Raw genomic sequence first — 15,093 nt, 5'->3', positions numbered from 1 at the left:
TATGGGACGGCTGCGAAAATTTCTGGCTTCCGATAGAGCGTTTAAACTGCTTCTTCTGGAAGCCTTCGTGAACCTGGGCAAGGCGCGTATTATGAAGGCGGTTCCTTTTGCGAGAACGGCTCCCAAACTTGGCATTGCGATGAAAGAGACTTCTTTCTCGGATCCCGAGGAGGAGACTGAGCTTATCCGCAACATTGCCCGGGCTGTACGGATTATGAGCCGGTATACGTTGTGGGAGAGCAAATGTCTCGTGATGGCCATTGCCTGCATGAACATGCTGGAGAAGCGCCGGATCGAGAGCACCTTGTATCTTGGAACAATGAAAAATGACAAAGGAACCATGAGCGCGCATGCTTGGCTCCGAACGGGGCCGCATGTGGTGACCGGTGCGGAGATTATGGATCGTTACACCGTCGTTGGCATTTTTGGCAAAGTGCTGAGGTGATAAACAAGCAAGGGGAGAATAGAGATGAGCCAACCTTGGGTGCTAGATAGTAGCTCTTTTTCAAACGAACTGCGTTTCTTGCTGCGATTGCTGCGCAGTGACAATAAATTGGAAGCGGAAGAGGCTGTACTGCTCGCCCATGAACTGGATTGGCCGTTATTTCTCCGTTTTGTCGTTTATCACGAGACTTATCCGATCCTTTATCCTTTGCTTGTTCAACTCAATGCGAAGCAGCAATGGACGCCGGAATTCGTCATGGCCAGATTGCGGGCTCTATATACGCGCAATACGATGATGATGCTTCAGCTGCGCGGGGAAATGGAACGCGTTAACGGGCTGCTAAATGATCGGAGAGTCCGGTCCTTATTTTTGAAAGGTCCCGTGCTTGCCGCCATGCTGTACGGCGATGTCTCCGGACGTACCTCCGGTGACCTGGACATTCTGGTCGCTAAGCAGGACTGGGACGCCAGCGTGCAGCAATTGCTGTCAGCCGGTTACGTTCTTGCGGAGCAGTATGAAGAGGAAGAGGTACTAAATAATACCGAACGAAAAACGCATCATGTTTCCTACGTCCATCGGGAGAAAAGTATTGAAGTGGAGTTGCATTGGAGCCTTAATCCGGATACCGTGACCGAACCTTCCTTTGAAGAGCTGTGGGCGCGCCGGCAGGCGAGTCCCTTGCACAAATCGGTATTTACGCTGGGCAATGAAGACTTGCTGGTGTATCTGGTTTTGCATGGAACGCGGCATGGCTGGTCATCCCTGAAATGGCTGCTTGATATAGACCGGATGATGAATCAATTCCTGAATTGGAATCGAACAAACCAGCTGTTCGACGAAAGCGGAAGCCGAATGCTAGGAGGAGAGGCGTTCTTGCTGGCTACGCAGCTGCTTGGAACCCTGCTTCCGGAGGAGGCTCATGCGATGACGCTTGAACCCAAAGCAATGCGGCTTGCGCGAATGGTGCTTCCTTTTATCCGGGAGGAACTAATCCTGTATCCAAAACCGGAGCGCAAAGACATTGCGGTGCTTTTCAACCGTTATTTGCTGGCAACGATGAGTCCCCGGCAGAAGCTGCTTTACGTGACCAACAAGCTGTATCCAAGCTCGAAAGACAGGAGCGTTCTGCCTTTGCCGAGGTCGCTGCACTTTTTATACTTTCCCCTTCGTCCATTCTTATGGTTCTGGAGGCAAGTGAAGCGGCAGGCGCCTAAAGAGGAGGCCTCTTCGTGAAAGAGATGCTCCATTTAGTCCGCAAGCTTTACTCTTCCTCCGGCAACAAATTGTATCTCCATCTATTGTTAATGCTGCTTGTCAGCTGCCTTGAGGGAATCGGCATCTTCCTGATCATCCCGCTGCTTAGCTTGATTGGCGCGTTTGATATGGATGTTGGCGCGATTCCTTTTATCTCATCCGCGATGGAGAAGCTGCAGCAATCCCGCATACCGCTTAATCTGCCAATCATTCTTCTTCTGTATGTTCTGCTCGTAGGAGGGCAGGCGCTGCTGCAGCGGAATCAAATGATATTAGGCCTACAAATCGAACAGCGTTATATTAAAAAGTTAAGAATCGAGACACACGAATCTTTATTGAAGGCCAAGTGGGAGTTCTTTTTAAATCGCCGAAATTCCGACTTTAATCAGGTATTGTCTACTGAGCTTAACCGGGTAAGCAACGGCATCAGCATGCTGCTGTCGTTAGTGTCGGCAGCTGCCTTTACCCTGATCCAGGTTGGCTTTGCGATGTGGCTGTCCCCAACGCTTACTTCTATTATTATAGCCAGTGGGCTGTTGCTATCTCTGATTTCGCGGAAGTTTGTGCGGAAATCCGCCAAGCTGGGGAAGGAATCCACCAAGCTGTTTCAGAGCTATTTTGCAGGCTTGAGTGATCATTTCAACGGCATCAAGGATTTGAAGAGCAATCTGCTTGAGCACTCGCATATCCGCAAGTTTATGGAGCTGTGCGGGAAGATCGAGGCGAACTACGTAAGAGCATACCGTGTGTATGCCAATTCCCAATTTCTATACCGGGCTTCCTCCGTTGTTCTGATTGCCGTTTTTGCTTACGTTTCGATCAAGCTTCTGAAGGTCGCACCTGAGCAGCTTTTGCTGGTTGTCCTCATTTTTACCCGTTTGTGGCCGAGGTTTATTACGATCCAGTCCAGTCTGGAGCGGATGATGTCGCAGCTTCCCGCGATGCAGGTGCTGACCGAGTTGCAGAAGGAGAGCCGGAATGCACGGGAGTCGATTCTGTTGCAGGATACCGGACAGATAGAGCCTCTTCGGATAAAAGACAGCATTACTTGCGCGAATGTAAGCTATCGCTACGATAAGTCTTCCTCGCGGCTTGCATTGCGAAGCATAGATGTTTCGATACCGGTTAATCAAATGACTGCGATTGTTGGGAAATCCGGAGCCGGCAAAAGCACTTTCGTAGACATGCTCATGGGATTAATCGAGCCGGAAGCAGGAGAAGTTCTTGTAGACGGCAAGCCGCTTACCGAAGAAAAGTTATTGGCATACCGGCATTCTATCGGTTATGTAGCGCAGGAGCCTTTCCTGTTCCATGGTACTTTGCGCGAAAACCTGCAGCTTGTTGTTCCGTATGCCACCGAAGATCAGATGTGGGAGGCGCTCCGATTCTCTTCTTCGGACGAATTCGTCCGCAAGCTACCGGAAGGGATTGATACCATTATCGGAGATCGTGGTGTTCGCTTATCCGGTGGAGAGCGGCAGCGGATTGTGCTCGCTCGGGCGGTATTAAAGAAGCCTTCCATCCTGGTATTGGATGAGGCGACCAGCGCGCTCGACAGCGAAAATGAGGTTCAGATCAAGGATGCGCTGGACCGGCTGAGGGGTAAAATGACCATCATCGTTATTGCCCACAGGCTGTCCACCATCCGGCATGCGGATCAGGTCATCGTGCTGGATAATGGTGAAATCGTGCAGCAAGGCGGCTATATGCAGCTGTCGATGGAAACGCGCGGAACGTTCAGGAAGCTGTTAAGCTACCAGACCGAAGCCAACGCTTAAGCGTTGGCTTTTTTGTTGTTTAGGGAATGTAAAAAACCCGTTTCCAGCTCGCTGGAGACGGGTTTCTTGTTATAGGAGGTGAACAGAATTATTGTCTGTGGCTGCCGTGGAATGTTGTAACAGAGTTAACCTCTACATCACCATCGAAAGTCATTTTTACGTCAAGCACTTCCAAAGTTGGCGCTTCCCATACTTTTTTCATACTGTCACCTCCTCTCACATGTTGAAGTATCTCCCTATGTATGAGATACATTACGTTTCTAATTATAACACAATTGATACAAAATGTATCTATATGAACGAAAATGTTTTTCTTTCTTTTTAAACAATTTTAGTTGACGGGCATTTGGACGAGGTGGTAATATTTATACAATAAATGGAATTGGCTCACGTACGGAAGCACCGTAGAAGGCCGCAGGTAAACTGCGCCTTTTACGGTGCTTTTTTGCGTTTGCCGGAAGAAAGGCAGGAGCAGGCAGGTGAGACATCAATTAGTGATTGCAGTCAAGGAGCAGGATTATGTAAGAAGACTGGCCGATTATGTGCGCGACAGCCCGTTTAGCGAAATGTGGCAGCTGACGGCCTTCACCCATGCGGAGGCGTTTACGCAGTTTCTGAAATCGGGCTATCCGGTTCACGGAATTGCCGCACAGCCTTATATGCTGGAGGCCGCTGCCGGGATATTGCCCGAAGGAGTTCCTGTTGCTGCGCTGGTTGCGGCACCGGGCCAGTTCCCGCTTTATCATGAACTGCTTCAATATCAGGCGCTGCCGGGTCTATTGCAGAGGATGGCTTCCTTAATGGCCCCTGCTTCGCAGGTGGCTGCCAGAGAGCAGTCCGTTCAAGTCATTGCCATATATTCAGCATCCGGCGGTGTTGGGAAAACAACATTGGCGAGACAGCTCGTTCATTCGGCAGCGAGCAGAGGGCAGCGGATATTTTATTTCAACCTAGAGCGCTGGAATGCGGTGGACACATGGCTGGAAGCAGGGGCGGCGCATGGGGATGAAGGCTTGTCTCAGCTGCTGTATATTCTCCAATCGCATCCCGACAGGGTTGGAGAGTGGCTTGGGCGGCACAGCAAGCGGCATGCGCTTTTACGCGCGGATTATCTTTTGCCTTGTTCGAATCCGGAAGACCGTTTGACGCTTCAAGCCTCGGATGGGGATGCCATTGTACGGGCGATCGCGGCGACCGGTCAATACGATCTGATTGTTATCGATCTGGACGAAGGGCTGGAGGAGCTGCATTTGGCCTTACTGGAGCTATGCCATGAAGTTATCTGGCTGGTAACGGAGGATCCGGCTGTTCAGCGCAAGAGCCAGCTGGCCTATCAGTACGGCGTGCAGCGTTTCGGGGAGCGTTTCCGTTTGCTGGAGCCAAGGCTGCAACTAGTTGTCAACCGCAGCGAAGGTCAACTGCATACAAGACGGAGCATATTCAAGCCGGCTTGTGCTTTCCTTCCGGATACGGCCGCAATGGGCAGGGGAGCAACCGCTGTTCTTGCATCGCCTCCATATATGGCAGCAGTGGAAAGGCTATACCAGCAGCTGGTCAAGGAGGAAGGGGGTGCGTCGATTGCTAACGGATGAAGCTGTCCTTGAATTAAAAACCCGGATTAAGGACCGGCTTGATTACTCAGGCTCGGTAACGGACGAGCAGCTAACCGCAATCGTGGAGCAAACCGTATTTTCCTGGAGTAGCAGTCCCCCTTTAACCGCTTCGGAGCTGGCTTCGCTCGTTCGGCGCCTGTTTCATTCGTTTCGGGGGCTTGATATTTTACAGCCTCTTATGGATGACCCGACGGTAACGGAAGTTATGATCAACCATCATTCGGAGATCTTTATTGAACGAGGCGGTCGGCTTAGTCTGTTGCCTGTTGCTTTCGAGAGCAGGGAGAGACTGGAGGATTTGATCCAGTCCATTGTCGCAAGCGTAAACCGGGTCGTAAATGAATCTTCTCCGATTGTAGACGCCCGTCTCAAGGACGGCTCACGCGTCCATATCGTATTGCCGCCTGTTGCGTTAAGGGGGCCGGCGATGACGATCCGTAAATTTCCGGAACAGCCGCTGACGATGGACGAGCTTGTGGCGAAGGGAGCATTAACCGGGGAAGCGGCGTTTTTTTTACAGCAGCTTACGAGGGCGCAATACAACATTTTTATTAGCGGCGGTACCGGGACGGGAAAAACAACTTTTCTTAATGCTCTTTCCCAATACATTCCCCGGGATGAACGTTTAGTCACGATTGAAGATTCCGCCGAATTGCAAATCCGGAGCGTTCCCAACCTTGTTTCCCTTGAGACGCGGAATGCCAATACCGAAGGGAAAGGAGAGATCGCCATCCGCGATCTGATCCGGGCGTCGCTTCGGATGCGTCCTAACCGCATTATTGTTGGCGAGGTACGCGGCGGAGAGGCTTTGGATATGCTGGCGGCTATGAACACGGGCCATGCGGGAAGCATGTCCACCGGTCATAGCAACGGTTCCAGGGACATGATGTCCCGGCTGGAAACGATGGTAATGAGCGCGGCGGAGATGCCGGTTCAGGTCATCCGCAAGCAAATTGCTTCGGCTTTGGACATTGTGATCCATCTGTCGCGCTTTAGGGACCGTTCCCGGCGGGTTACGGAGATTTGCGAGGTCGTCGGGATGGAGGATGGTGAGATTGCCGTCCTGCCGCTTTTCCAATTTGAAGAGGAAGGCGAGGAAGGCGGAAGAGTGATCGGCTCGCTCAAGCGCACCGATTATAAGCTCTGTCATACCGACAAGCTGAGGATGGCCGGAATTAAGCTTGCGGAGGAGGAAGCGATATGCCCGTAATTCGAGCTACGTCCCTAGCAGCAAGAGTTAGGACGATACTTGAATGGTGCGGTTGGGACTCTTCCTTTCGGGCGGGCCCGCGGCGTAGCAGGCAGGTAACCGCTGTCAAGCCGCTTCAAGACTATGATCAGTACCAGCTGTCTTATAAGCAGTTTATGGGATCGGCGGCTGCCGGCTTCGTTATTATATTTGCTGCCGTCTACCTCATCTACCATTCCTTTATCGTCTCTAGTTTGTTTGCCGCGGGAGGACTGGTTGCTCCAAGACTGTACAAGTCCTTCTTGCTTGTCCGGCGTAAGGAAAGGCTGCAGCTGCAATTCAAAGAGGCCTTGTATTCTTTGGCCTCATCGCTGGCGGCCGGCCGGTCGGTGGAAAATGCATTTTTGGCAACGATTGACGACCTCAAGCTGCTATACCCGGATCCGAATACGGAGCTTTTGCTCGAATTCCACATTATCAAGTATCGCCTCGATAACGCGGAACCGCTTGAACAGGCGCTGCGCAGCTTGGCAAAGCGTACCCATCTGGACGATATTACGCAATTTGCAGACGTGTTTGCGGTATGCAAGCGCTCCGGCGGGGATCTTGTTGAAGTGATGAAACGGACCTCGCAGACGATCGGCGAAAAGCTGGAGGTCAAACAGGAAATATCCGTTCTGCTTGCGCAGAAGCGTTTTGAAGCACGGATTATGATGGCTGTTCCGTTTGCCTTCCTTGCATTTCTGAGCGCTTTTGCACCCGATTATATGAAGCCCTTGTATGGGGGAAGCGGATATGTCCTGCTAACCATCGGCCTTTTCGTATTATCCTTTTGTTTCTGGCTGATTCATCGCATTATGCAAATACGCGTGTAGGAGGCGTGGAATGGCTTTTCTTGTACTGCTCTTGGTCCTGTTCTGGGGACTGCTCATCGGGAGGGACGAATTGGCGCAGCTTCTGAAAAAAGGACAACCGGATTGGAAGGGATTATTGCTTGTTAGACCCTTTGACCGGCTGCTGGAACGCGTCAAGTTTTACGAGCATCTGCAGCTTCCGCTCAGCAGCTACCATTCAAAGCAGATTATCCTGAAGGGCACGGACTGGCAGCTGAATCAGACAAAGCGGCATATAGCGGAAACTACGGGGTTCGGCTATGCCGTATTATGCGGCTGCACCCCTCTGGCCGTGCTGGCGAAGGAGCCGCTGCTTATCGGAATGGGCGTGCTGCTAGGGATACTGCTTCCGGTCAGGCCTTTTATGGAAGCCGGGAGGCTGGTTGAACGAAGAAAACAGGCCATTGTTTCCGAGCTGCCGGAAGCGCTTAGCAAGCTTATGCTGCTTGTTGGCGCGGGGGAACCCGTATTGCAGGCATTCTCCCGCTGCCTGGAGGGTAAAGATTCGGCAGCGCAGCCTTTATATAAAGAGTGGGACAGAGTGGTTATCGCCTTAAGGAACGGCGAGTCCTTCAGTACGGCGCTTGAGCGGTTTAACCGGGGCTGCGCCGTGCAGGAGGTATCCATTTTTACTACGGTCATGCTTCTTAATTACCGCAGGGGCGGCGATCAATTTGTCCTTGCTTTACGGGAAATCTCTTATTCCTTATGGGAGAAACGCAAGGCGGTTGCACGTTCCCGTGGGGAAGAGGCTTCCTCCAAGCTTGTTTTTCCGCTAGTGGGCATATTGCTCGTGTTAATGGTATTTGTTGCGGCTCCGGCAATGCTGCTCATGTCTTAATTTATCTATCGTTGTTTAGAGAGGATGTTTACTATGTTGAAAAAGTTAGGTAAAGCCGTTCGTTCATTCTGGCGCTCGGAAACCGGTCTAGGGACGCTAGAAGTGATTCTGATTATTGCGGTTGTTATTATTATTGCTCTTCTATTTAAAGATTGGATTATCCAATTAATAGAGAAGTTAATGGGAAAAGCCGATGACGAAGCGGACAAAATTTTCTCCAACTAACCTTAGACGCAGCTTGACGCAATGGCTTTGCCAAACGGAAGGGAGTTTTACGCTGGAATCTGCGCTGGTGTTCCCGGTCATCTTTCTCCTTATACTTATGTTTCTATTATTCAGCATGTATATCTATCAGAAAGCGGTGCTCTATTATTCCGCCTCCGAGACGGCGGAACGGGCATCGTTCAGCTGGGATAACAGTCACCGTAATGCCCGTAACGGGATGCTGACAACCGGTCAGTATGACGGTCTGTATTGGCGGGTCAGCGGAGATCACATGCTTGGCTCGTTGTTTGGAATAACGGCAGATCAGACGGATGTGACCTTGGAACTGCAAGGGTCGCGGGACATAGATAAGCTGGAGCTTGCAGGCACGAAGCTGCATCAAGCATCGGCCTGGCTGACAGGTGATGCGGAGCTGCCGTTTCAAGGGAATATCGCTTACTCAAACAGCCTGCTGAAGCGGGAGGTATCGGTAAAACTGATGCAGCCGGTATCGCTTGCTCCGCTTGAGCTTACGCTCGGGCTGTCCGAGCCCAAGACGGTTGCATCGGCCAGTATCGTTGATCCGGTTCAGTTTATCCGCGATGTCGATACGGTACGGTATTACACCGCCAAATTCAGCAGCGGAACGTCGAAGCAGCAGGCCGGAAAAGCGTTGAAGGCATACAGCGTCGGCGGGAAGGCAGGCAAGCCGTGAATAAGCCATCAACATCTTACGGCTCGATAACGATATTTTCGGCGGTTGTATTGTCGGGTCTGCTTCTATTCTCCGCAGTGCTCATCGATTACGCAAGAATGGCGGTATTGCACAAGGTCACCGAGGATGCAGCCAGATCCGGCATCCGTTCCTCTCTCTCCGCTTACGATAATCGACTGTACGAACGGTATGGGCTGTTTGGGCGGGGAGGGACGGACGGCAATGACATTTTTGAACAGACGGTTCAGGCGAATTTGGGAACATCCTCCGGGCAAAAGGGAACCTTTCAGCTGGTACAGGCGGAGCTCCAGTCGGCGCATATCGATAACGCGGAAGTATTGGGAAAGCATGAGGTGTTTTCCCGGCAGGTACTGGAAGAGATGAAATATAAAGCTCCGGTGGATTTCGCCTTGGAGCTGGCGTCCAAGTTTGCCCCGCTTTCCGGCGCGATGAAGGAAGCAACCGTTACGGTTAATATGCTGGAGGAGCTTCGGAAGCTGTATGACAAACGGGAGGAAAAGCTGGCTGCAGCTTTGCAGCTGCAACGCCAAGCCGCGGAGACCGTTGGCGGCATTGCGGGCCTTATTCCGACTAAGGCGCTGGAGCTAGCCACGGGTACCGAGAATGCCGTAAGGCTTGCCGGTGATTACGCCCAGTATGCGAATTGGGTCATGACCGATCAGCATCTGGTTCAGCAGGGCAAGAAACCGAAATATTCGGATCAAATCCGGGCCTACGAGGATAAGGCAAGAGGATGGACAGACGGGATGTCCCGTGAGCTTGCTAAGGCCAGGAAGCAGCATGACAAGCTCCAGCAGGAAGCGGTCAAAGCAGTTAACGAGGCTAAGCAGGTTAACGCGGACATGCAGCGTATCAAGCAGGAGATGGCAAATGCTCCTGCTATCAACGGTTATGACCGCGTAACCGGCAAAAATGTTGCGGGTGTTGACGCCGATGGCCCAATCATGGATACCTCGCCGGAAAACGATATGCAAGAGATTCGGAAGATGGCGGATGAGCTTATTTTGCGGGACGGTTGGTTTGCCGAATATAGCGGGGAGATTTCCGATCAGGCTGCAGTGTTTGCTTCGCTGCAAATGGAAGCGGGAGGTTTTATTACCAATCTGACAGCCGGCCTTGCCTCTCCCAATCTCTCCAATGAGCAGATGAAAGAGGGAGCCGTTAATCTTCGGATCGCTTACGAGCAGTATGAAGCGGCTTACGTGCGCAAAGGCTCAAGCCTCGACGAGAGGGAGCAGAAGCTGACCGACAAAGAACTAAAGAAAGAACGCCAGGCACAGGAGGCAAAGGCAGGAGAACTATGGTCGGAGGCCCGTCGCTTGCTGCATGGGATGACGTCGGTCCCCCAGAGCGAGGAACATCTTCAAGTCGTTCAGGATATCGAAAAGCGGTATAAGAACAATCTTTTATTCAATCAAGAAGCTGCCGGCGCCGAAGCGGAAGGTCTTGCTTTCGCGGAGGATGCCCATGAGGAAGCGGAGGAAGCGATATCCGTCATGAGCGGGTTGTTTGGCGGCATAGCCGATATGATGGAGCAAACCAGAGACTCCGTTTATTTATCGGAATATACGGTTTCGCATTTTGCTTCCTTTGCGCCGCAAAATCTGAGGGCATTGCTTACAAGCGGCGATACGAACGAGCTTGCCCATGCCGTCGCATTCAGCAATCAGGAAGCGGAATATGTCATTTACGGGTTTCATAGTCCAACGGCGAATTTGTCTGCCGCTTATGGCGAATTAATCGGCGTCAGGATGGCGGTCCGGACAATGGAAGGGTTGTCTGCCTGCCGGGCTGCCGCCCATCCCCTCCTGATCTTGTCATGTTCCGTTGTATACGGCCTGGAAAAAACAATGGAGGATATGGCGGCTTTTACCCAGCGCGGGGCGGCTCCGTTATCCAAATATATAAACGTCGATGTTGCCTACACGGATTACCTGCGGTTGTTCATGCTGGTCCACGGAGGCGTCAACCGGTCTTCCGCGTTAGCCAGGATGATCGCCGTTATTGAGCATAACGGCGGGGTTACTTTGTCCAAGGTGCCAACTGCGCTCACGGGAGAAATAAAAGCCTCTGCCAGGCTGTGGTTTTTACCGGGCGTGATGGGTATCGTCCAGCATTTTGGATCCTTGCAAGGAAAGGTTGTTGGCGGCAAGTATGAAACCGTTCAAACGATTGGCTGGTCTTATTAGGCGTCGGAAAAAAGCCCGGGGCGGCGAGAACGGCAGCATGGTGCTTGAGGCTGCGCTTGTCATGCCACTGCTATTGATGATCCTGCTGCTGTTCATTACGATGATTCGCTTATGCTCGGTGCAAATGGCTCTTCAATCGTCCGCGTCCCAGACAGTCCGGCAGATTGCGACGCATATTCGCCCAGCCGATCTCACCTTTCAAAAAGCTTCCTCTTCCATTCCCGATTTGGGCTTTAGCGGGCTGAAGTTGCCGGATTGGGGGGGAGCTATAGCGAAGGAGGCGGTCGAGTGGCTGCCGGCGCCTGCGGATGCGCTAGCTTCGGCGGCGCTTGAAGGAAATTGGCGGCCTGTCACGGATGCGGCGGCTACCGAGCTGGGGAGGACCGCAGTCGAGCCGCTGCTCCGGCAATTTGCGGATGAAGCGGTGCTGGATAAGGAGCGCTTGAGCTTATCCCACCTGTCCTTGCCGGATCTGAAAGAAAAAAAAGAGCCTTATTTGACGATTGAAGCGGAATACGAGTTTCCTTTATCTTTGCCGTTCTTGAACAGAAAAATCGTATTGCGAGAGCAGGCATCCGAACGGGTATGGGTCAGCGATGCGGCACCCGCAAAGGAGGAGGCTGACGCGGCGGATGTAACGCCTATTCAAATCGTCTCCATTCAGCCGGTTCCGCTGCGCCCGGGGAATAAAGCAACGGTAATAGCTTTAACCTCGCCGGGTACGCAAGCCTCGCTTACTGTTAATTATAAAAGCGGTACAAGCACGGCAAAGCATCTTGGAAGCGCAACGGCGGATGCAAACGGCTATGTGCAGTGGACATGGCTGGTATCCGGCAACACGACGCCGGGAACCTGGGAACTAACCGCAACCTCGGCGTCAGGCGAAACGGTGTCGATGCATTTTAACGTAACAAAGAAGGAGGACTCACCATCATGACGGTACAGCTGTTGGCTGCAGGCCTGCTCTTGCTTGCCGCGTTATACACCGATTTGAAATCGATGACGATTCCCAATCTGCTTACGGTTCCTTTTCTAGCAGGAGGATGCATATATGCTTTGTTAACCGGAGGGGAGCACGGGCTTCTTCTCGCCATCTACGGTGCGGCTGCAGGATTTGTTCCGCTGCTGATTCTTCATTTGGCAAAAGGAATTGGCGCGGGCGATGTTAAGCTGTTTGCTGCACTGGGAGCTTGGCTTGGCACATTGGCCGTGCTCCAGCTTATGATGTATGCCATCCTGTACGCGGGACTGGTGGGACTAGTCCTGCTTGTTTTCCATAGACCGTTTGCCAGAAGGATGACGGCGGGCATGTATACGTTCTTTTCCCTTCGTTTTGGCGCAGGGGCAGGTGCTTCGTCTTGGCTGGCATGGGCGGGAAATGGACGGACCTTTCCGTTTATGCTGGCGGTGGCTCCGGGAGCCTTAACTTTATGGATGATATCGGGTTAATTGAAAGGAGGAGTATATGTGAGGCATCCGTTCAGTATAGATTTTTCCATGAACCGCGGACATGAAATGATTGTTGACCGGAAGGACGGCATCCTGCGGGATGAACTGGATGAGCTTGAGCTGCAGATGCTGCAGTCGGGCAAAATTCCGCATCTCTTGCCGGTCGAATGGCTGGAGATCGACGGGCGTGTCACCTTCCGTTATGCCCTGGCAGGACGAAAAATGCTGCTGCACCGCCTGCAGGTTCAGCCGCTTTCGATGGAGCTATTTTATGCGTTACTGCTTGGCGTCGTAGAAGCATTCGAGGAATGCAAGCATTATATGCTGCGTCCCGAAGGCTGTCTGCTTGATGATCAATATTTGTTTGTAGGCGAGCAGCTGAATGATATTGCCGTTGCTTATCTGCCTTTAAAGGAAGGATTGCGTGACGGCGGATCAGGCGCAGGGGATCTGCTCTCGCTTGTAGTCAGGTGGACCGCGTACATTCAGGACATTGACGGAGCGGGACTCCAACGTATTTTGCAGACGCTTAACGGCAGCAAATGGCCGCTATCCGAGCTAAGATCCGTGCTTCTCGGGTTAATTGGAGATGCTTTTATTCAAACGGGTCCAAAGCAGGCTCCCAACCGTATTCCCGTCGTGTTTCCGGCAGTTGCTTTAGGTAATAGTGAAGCAGACGATATCGTGCCAAAGGCAGGTTACGAAGCAAAGCCGCGAGCAGCTGGTTTAAAGCCTCCAACAAAAGCGGTATCTGAACCAACAGCTCATGATATTCCGCTTGTGGAGCTGGAGGAGCAGGATTCCGATGAGGCAAGAAAAAAATTATGGGTAGCGGCAGCCGTTGTGGCCATAGCCGTTGCTTGCGTATGGAAATATATCTATTTATCCTCGCATTCCCGAAGCAGTTTATATATTTGTCTAGGCTTAACCTTAATGGGAGTAGCCGCTCTTTATATGGTATGGTCGCGCAGGCTTCCGGCCGGACTGCTTGCCAGGGAAGGGGACGGGGAGGGAGAAGAGGAGTTTATTCCGGAATCCCAGCCGCTTGGCATGTGGCCGCGGTATGAGGATATTGAGCATAAAGAGATGGTTATGCCTGCCTCCGCTTATGCCAACTCCGTAAAGCCGGTGATTCAAATGGAAGCGGAACTCCATCACCATGCAAGCAATACGGCTGATCTTCGCAGCCAACCAGCAACGGCAGATGCGACGGTACTGCTGGCAGAGAGAGACATGGACTCTGAAGCTAAAGGGCCGGTCCTATACCGGGAGTGGGCAGGCGGCGGTTCTTGGATCGAGTGGCAGGATGAGAAGTTTACGATAGGCCGGTTAGGCGAACAGGTTGGCTATGAAGAAGAAGCGCATGGCATTTCCAGGCTTCATCTGGAGCTTGCGCGGGACGGCGGAGCTTACCTTGCGAAAGATTTGGGATCGCGAAACGGAAGCGTGTTGAACGGTGAGGTCATGATTCCGTATAAGTCTTATCCGTTTAGCGCGGGGGATGTTATTCAGCTTGCCGGCAGCAACGGGCCCAAATACGAATTGAAGACGAGAGGTTAACCTCTCGTCTTCGGTTATTTCTGCTTTTATTTTAGGCTTGGCTTATTTGCTTCATTGCGCTTTCGATCGTCGGGTATTTGAACGCAAAGCCGTTTTCCAAGGCTTTGCGAGGCAAGGCGCGTTGTCCTTCTAGAAGCAGGGAGGACATTTCTCCGAGTACGGCCTTTAACAGAAAGGCAGGTGTTGGCAGCCAATGCGGCCGTCCAAAAGCCTTCCCTAATGCGCGTCCGAATTGGTCGTTCGTAACCGGTTCGGGAGCCGAGGCATTTACCGGCCCCTGGATTTCGCGGTGATCCATGCAGAACAAAATCAGCCGGACCAGATCCTCCAGATGAATCCAAGACAGCCATTGCGAACCGCTTCCGAGCCGCCCTCCGGCAAATAACCGGTGAGGCAGACTCATTAGAGGGAACGCGCCGCCGGTTCTGTTAAGCACAACGCCAACCCGCAGCTTAACCAGCCTTTTTACGGGGATGGAATCGGCAGATTTCTCCCAATGCTCCACAACGCCGGACAAGAAGTCGGTTACCTTCAGCGGACTGTCCTCCGCAAACGTAGCCGTTAACGAGTTACCATATGCAGAAATGCCGGAGGCGTTAATCACGGCCTCCGGCTTTGCGTTCAGTTCGGTTACAAGCTTGGCAATACGCGCTGCAGCATCAATCCGGGATTGAAGTACCTGCTGCTTGGAAGCTTTGGTCCAACGCTGGTTAATGCTTTCGCCGGCCAGATTTACGATAATATCTGTGCCCTCCAGCCGCTGAGGCAATGCGGCAAGCTCGTCCCATGTCATATGATGGAGCTTGGCATTCTGAGGTGAAGCGGAAGCCGTTCCTTTCCTGGATACGATAGTAACATCATCGCCCCGTTCAAGCAGTGCCTTCACCAGCGCCCGACCAACAAAGCCGGTTCCTCCCGTTACCGCAACGCGCATTGTTCATC

15 protein-coding genes are annotated in these 15,093 nt (G+C 52.3%); 13 read left to right on the top strand and 2 right to left on the bottom strand.

Annotation, left to right across the window (positions count from 1 at the left end; translation table 11 throughout):
- The first annotated feature begins 1 nt into the window (after nucleotide 1).
- From WFJ73_RS19600 to WFJ73_RS19590, 3 genes are read left to right on the top strand one after another with little or no spacing between them, the layout of a single operon-like run.
- Complete coding sequence (locus WFJ73_RS19600; protein ID WP_336774651.1) at nucleotides 2-445, top strand: lasso peptide biosynthesis B2 protein; 444 nt, start codon at nucleotides 2-4, stop codon at nucleotides 443-445.
- A gap of 24 nt (nucleotides 446-469) precedes the next feature.
- Nucleotides 470-1,678 carry a nucleotidyltransferase domain-containing protein gene (locus WFJ73_RS19595; protein ID WP_336774650.1) on the top strand — a complete coding sequence of 403 codons (1,209 nt, stop codon included), beginning with the start codon at nucleotides 470-472 and terminating at the stop codon, nucleotides 1,676-1,678.
- Nucleotides 1,675-3,477 (top strand): ABC transporter ATP-binding protein, encoded by a 1,803-nt coding sequence (locus tag WFJ73_RS19590; RefSeq protein WP_336774649.1) that lies wholly within the window; start codon nucleotides 1,675-1,677, stop codon nucleotides 3,475-3,477. Before WFJ73_RS19595 ends, WFJ73_RS19590 begins: the two co-directional genes overlap by 4 nt.
- Nucleotides 3,478-3,565: 88 nt before the next feature.
- On the opposite strand, the gene WFJ73_RS19585 is transcribed toward WFJ73_RS19590, so the two are convergent.
- On the bottom strand, nucleotides 3,566-3,679 hold the full coding sequence (locus WFJ73_RS19585) for a paeninodin family lasso peptide (RefSeq protein WP_015842861.1): 114 nt from the start codon (nucleotides 3,677-3,679) through the stop codon (nucleotides 3,566-3,568).
- Nucleotides 3,680-3,956: 277 nt separating this feature from the next.
- Here WFJ73_RS19585 and WFJ73_RS19580 point away from each other — a divergent pair, with 277 nt between their 5' ends.
- From WFJ73_RS19580 to WFJ73_RS19535, 10 genes are read left to right on the top strand one after another with little or no spacing between them, the layout of a single operon-like run.
- The gene (locus tag WFJ73_RS19580) at nucleotides 3,957-5,069 is read left to right on the top strand and encodes a hypothetical protein (protein ID WP_336774648.1); all 1,113 of its coding nucleotides are present in this window, start codon (nucleotides 3,957-3,959) and stop codon (nucleotides 5,067-5,069) included.
- Nucleotides 5,047-6,300 (top strand): CpaF family protein, encoded by a 1,254-nt coding sequence (locus WFJ73_RS19575; protein WP_336774647.1) that lies wholly within the window; start codon nucleotides 5,047-5,049, stop codon nucleotides 6,298-6,300. The genes WFJ73_RS19580 and WFJ73_RS19575 overlap by 23 nt, the downstream gene beginning before the upstream one ends.
- A complete protein-coding gene (locus WFJ73_RS19570) occupies nucleotides 6,291-7,154 on the top strand; it encodes a type II secretion system F family protein (RefSeq protein ID WP_336774646.1) in 864 nt (287 codons plus the stop codon). Before WFJ73_RS19575 ends, WFJ73_RS19570 begins: the two co-directional genes overlap by 10 nt.
- Nucleotides 7,155-7,164: 10 nt before the next feature.
- Complete coding sequence (locus WFJ73_RS19565; protein WP_336774645.1) at nucleotides 7,165-8,013, top strand: type II secretion system F family protein; 849 nt, start codon at nucleotides 7,165-7,167, stop codon at nucleotides 8,011-8,013.
- A gap of 33 nt (nucleotides 8,014-8,046) precedes the next feature.
- The gene (locus tag WFJ73_RS19560) at nucleotides 8,047-8,238 is read left to right on the top strand and encodes a Flp1 family type IVb pilin (protein WP_336774644.1); all 192 of its coding nucleotides are present in this window, start codon (nucleotides 8,047-8,049) and stop codon (nucleotides 8,236-8,238) included.
- Complete coding sequence (locus WFJ73_RS19555; protein WP_336774643.1) at nucleotides 8,207-8,932, top strand: TadE/TadG family type IV pilus assembly protein; 726 nt, start codon at nucleotides 8,207-8,209, stop codon at nucleotides 8,930-8,932. Before WFJ73_RS19560 ends, WFJ73_RS19555 begins: the two co-directional genes overlap by 32 nt.
- Nucleotides 8,929-11,142, top strand: coding sequence for a hypothetical protein (locus WFJ73_RS19550; RefSeq protein WP_336774642.1), 2,214 nt, complete (start codon nucleotides 8,929-8,931; stop codon nucleotides 11,140-11,142). The genes WFJ73_RS19555 and WFJ73_RS19550 overlap by 4 nt, the downstream gene beginning before the upstream one ends.
- Complete coding sequence (locus WFJ73_RS19545) at nucleotides 11,108-12,079, top strand: TadE/TadG family type IV pilus assembly protein (protein WP_336774641.1); 972 nt, start codon at nucleotides 11,108-11,110, stop codon at nucleotides 12,077-12,079. The genes WFJ73_RS19550 and WFJ73_RS19545 overlap by 35 nt, the downstream gene beginning before the upstream one ends.
- Nucleotides 12,076-12,591, top strand: coding sequence for an A24 family peptidase (locus WFJ73_RS19540; RefSeq protein ID WP_336774640.1), 516 nt, complete (start codon nucleotides 12,076-12,078; stop codon nucleotides 12,589-12,591). The genes WFJ73_RS19545 and WFJ73_RS19540 overlap by 4 nt, the downstream gene beginning before the upstream one ends.
- Nucleotides 12,592-12,609: 18 nt before the next feature.
- Nucleotides 12,610-14,151, top strand: coding sequence for a DUF6382 domain-containing protein (locus WFJ73_RS19535; RefSeq protein WP_336774639.1), 1,542 nt, complete (start codon nucleotides 12,610-12,612; stop codon nucleotides 14,149-14,151).
- Between the two features lie 31 nt (nucleotides 14,152-14,182).
- On the opposite strand, the gene WFJ73_RS19530 is transcribed toward WFJ73_RS19535, so the two are convergent.
- The gene (locus tag WFJ73_RS19530) at nucleotides 14,183-15,085 is read right to left on the bottom strand and encodes a TIGR01777 family oxidoreductase (protein WP_336774638.1); all 903 of its coding nucleotides are present in this window, start codon (nucleotides 15,083-15,085) and stop codon (nucleotides 14,183-14,185) included.
- Between the last annotated feature and the right edge of the window lie 8 nt (nucleotides 15,086-15,093).

Source organism: Paenibacillus sp. MMO-58 (assembly GCF_037146255.1).
GTDB lineage: Bacteria > Bacillota > Bacilli > Paenibacillales > Paenibacillaceae > Pristimantibacillus.
This window is presented reverse-complemented; position numbering and strand designations above follow the sequence as displayed.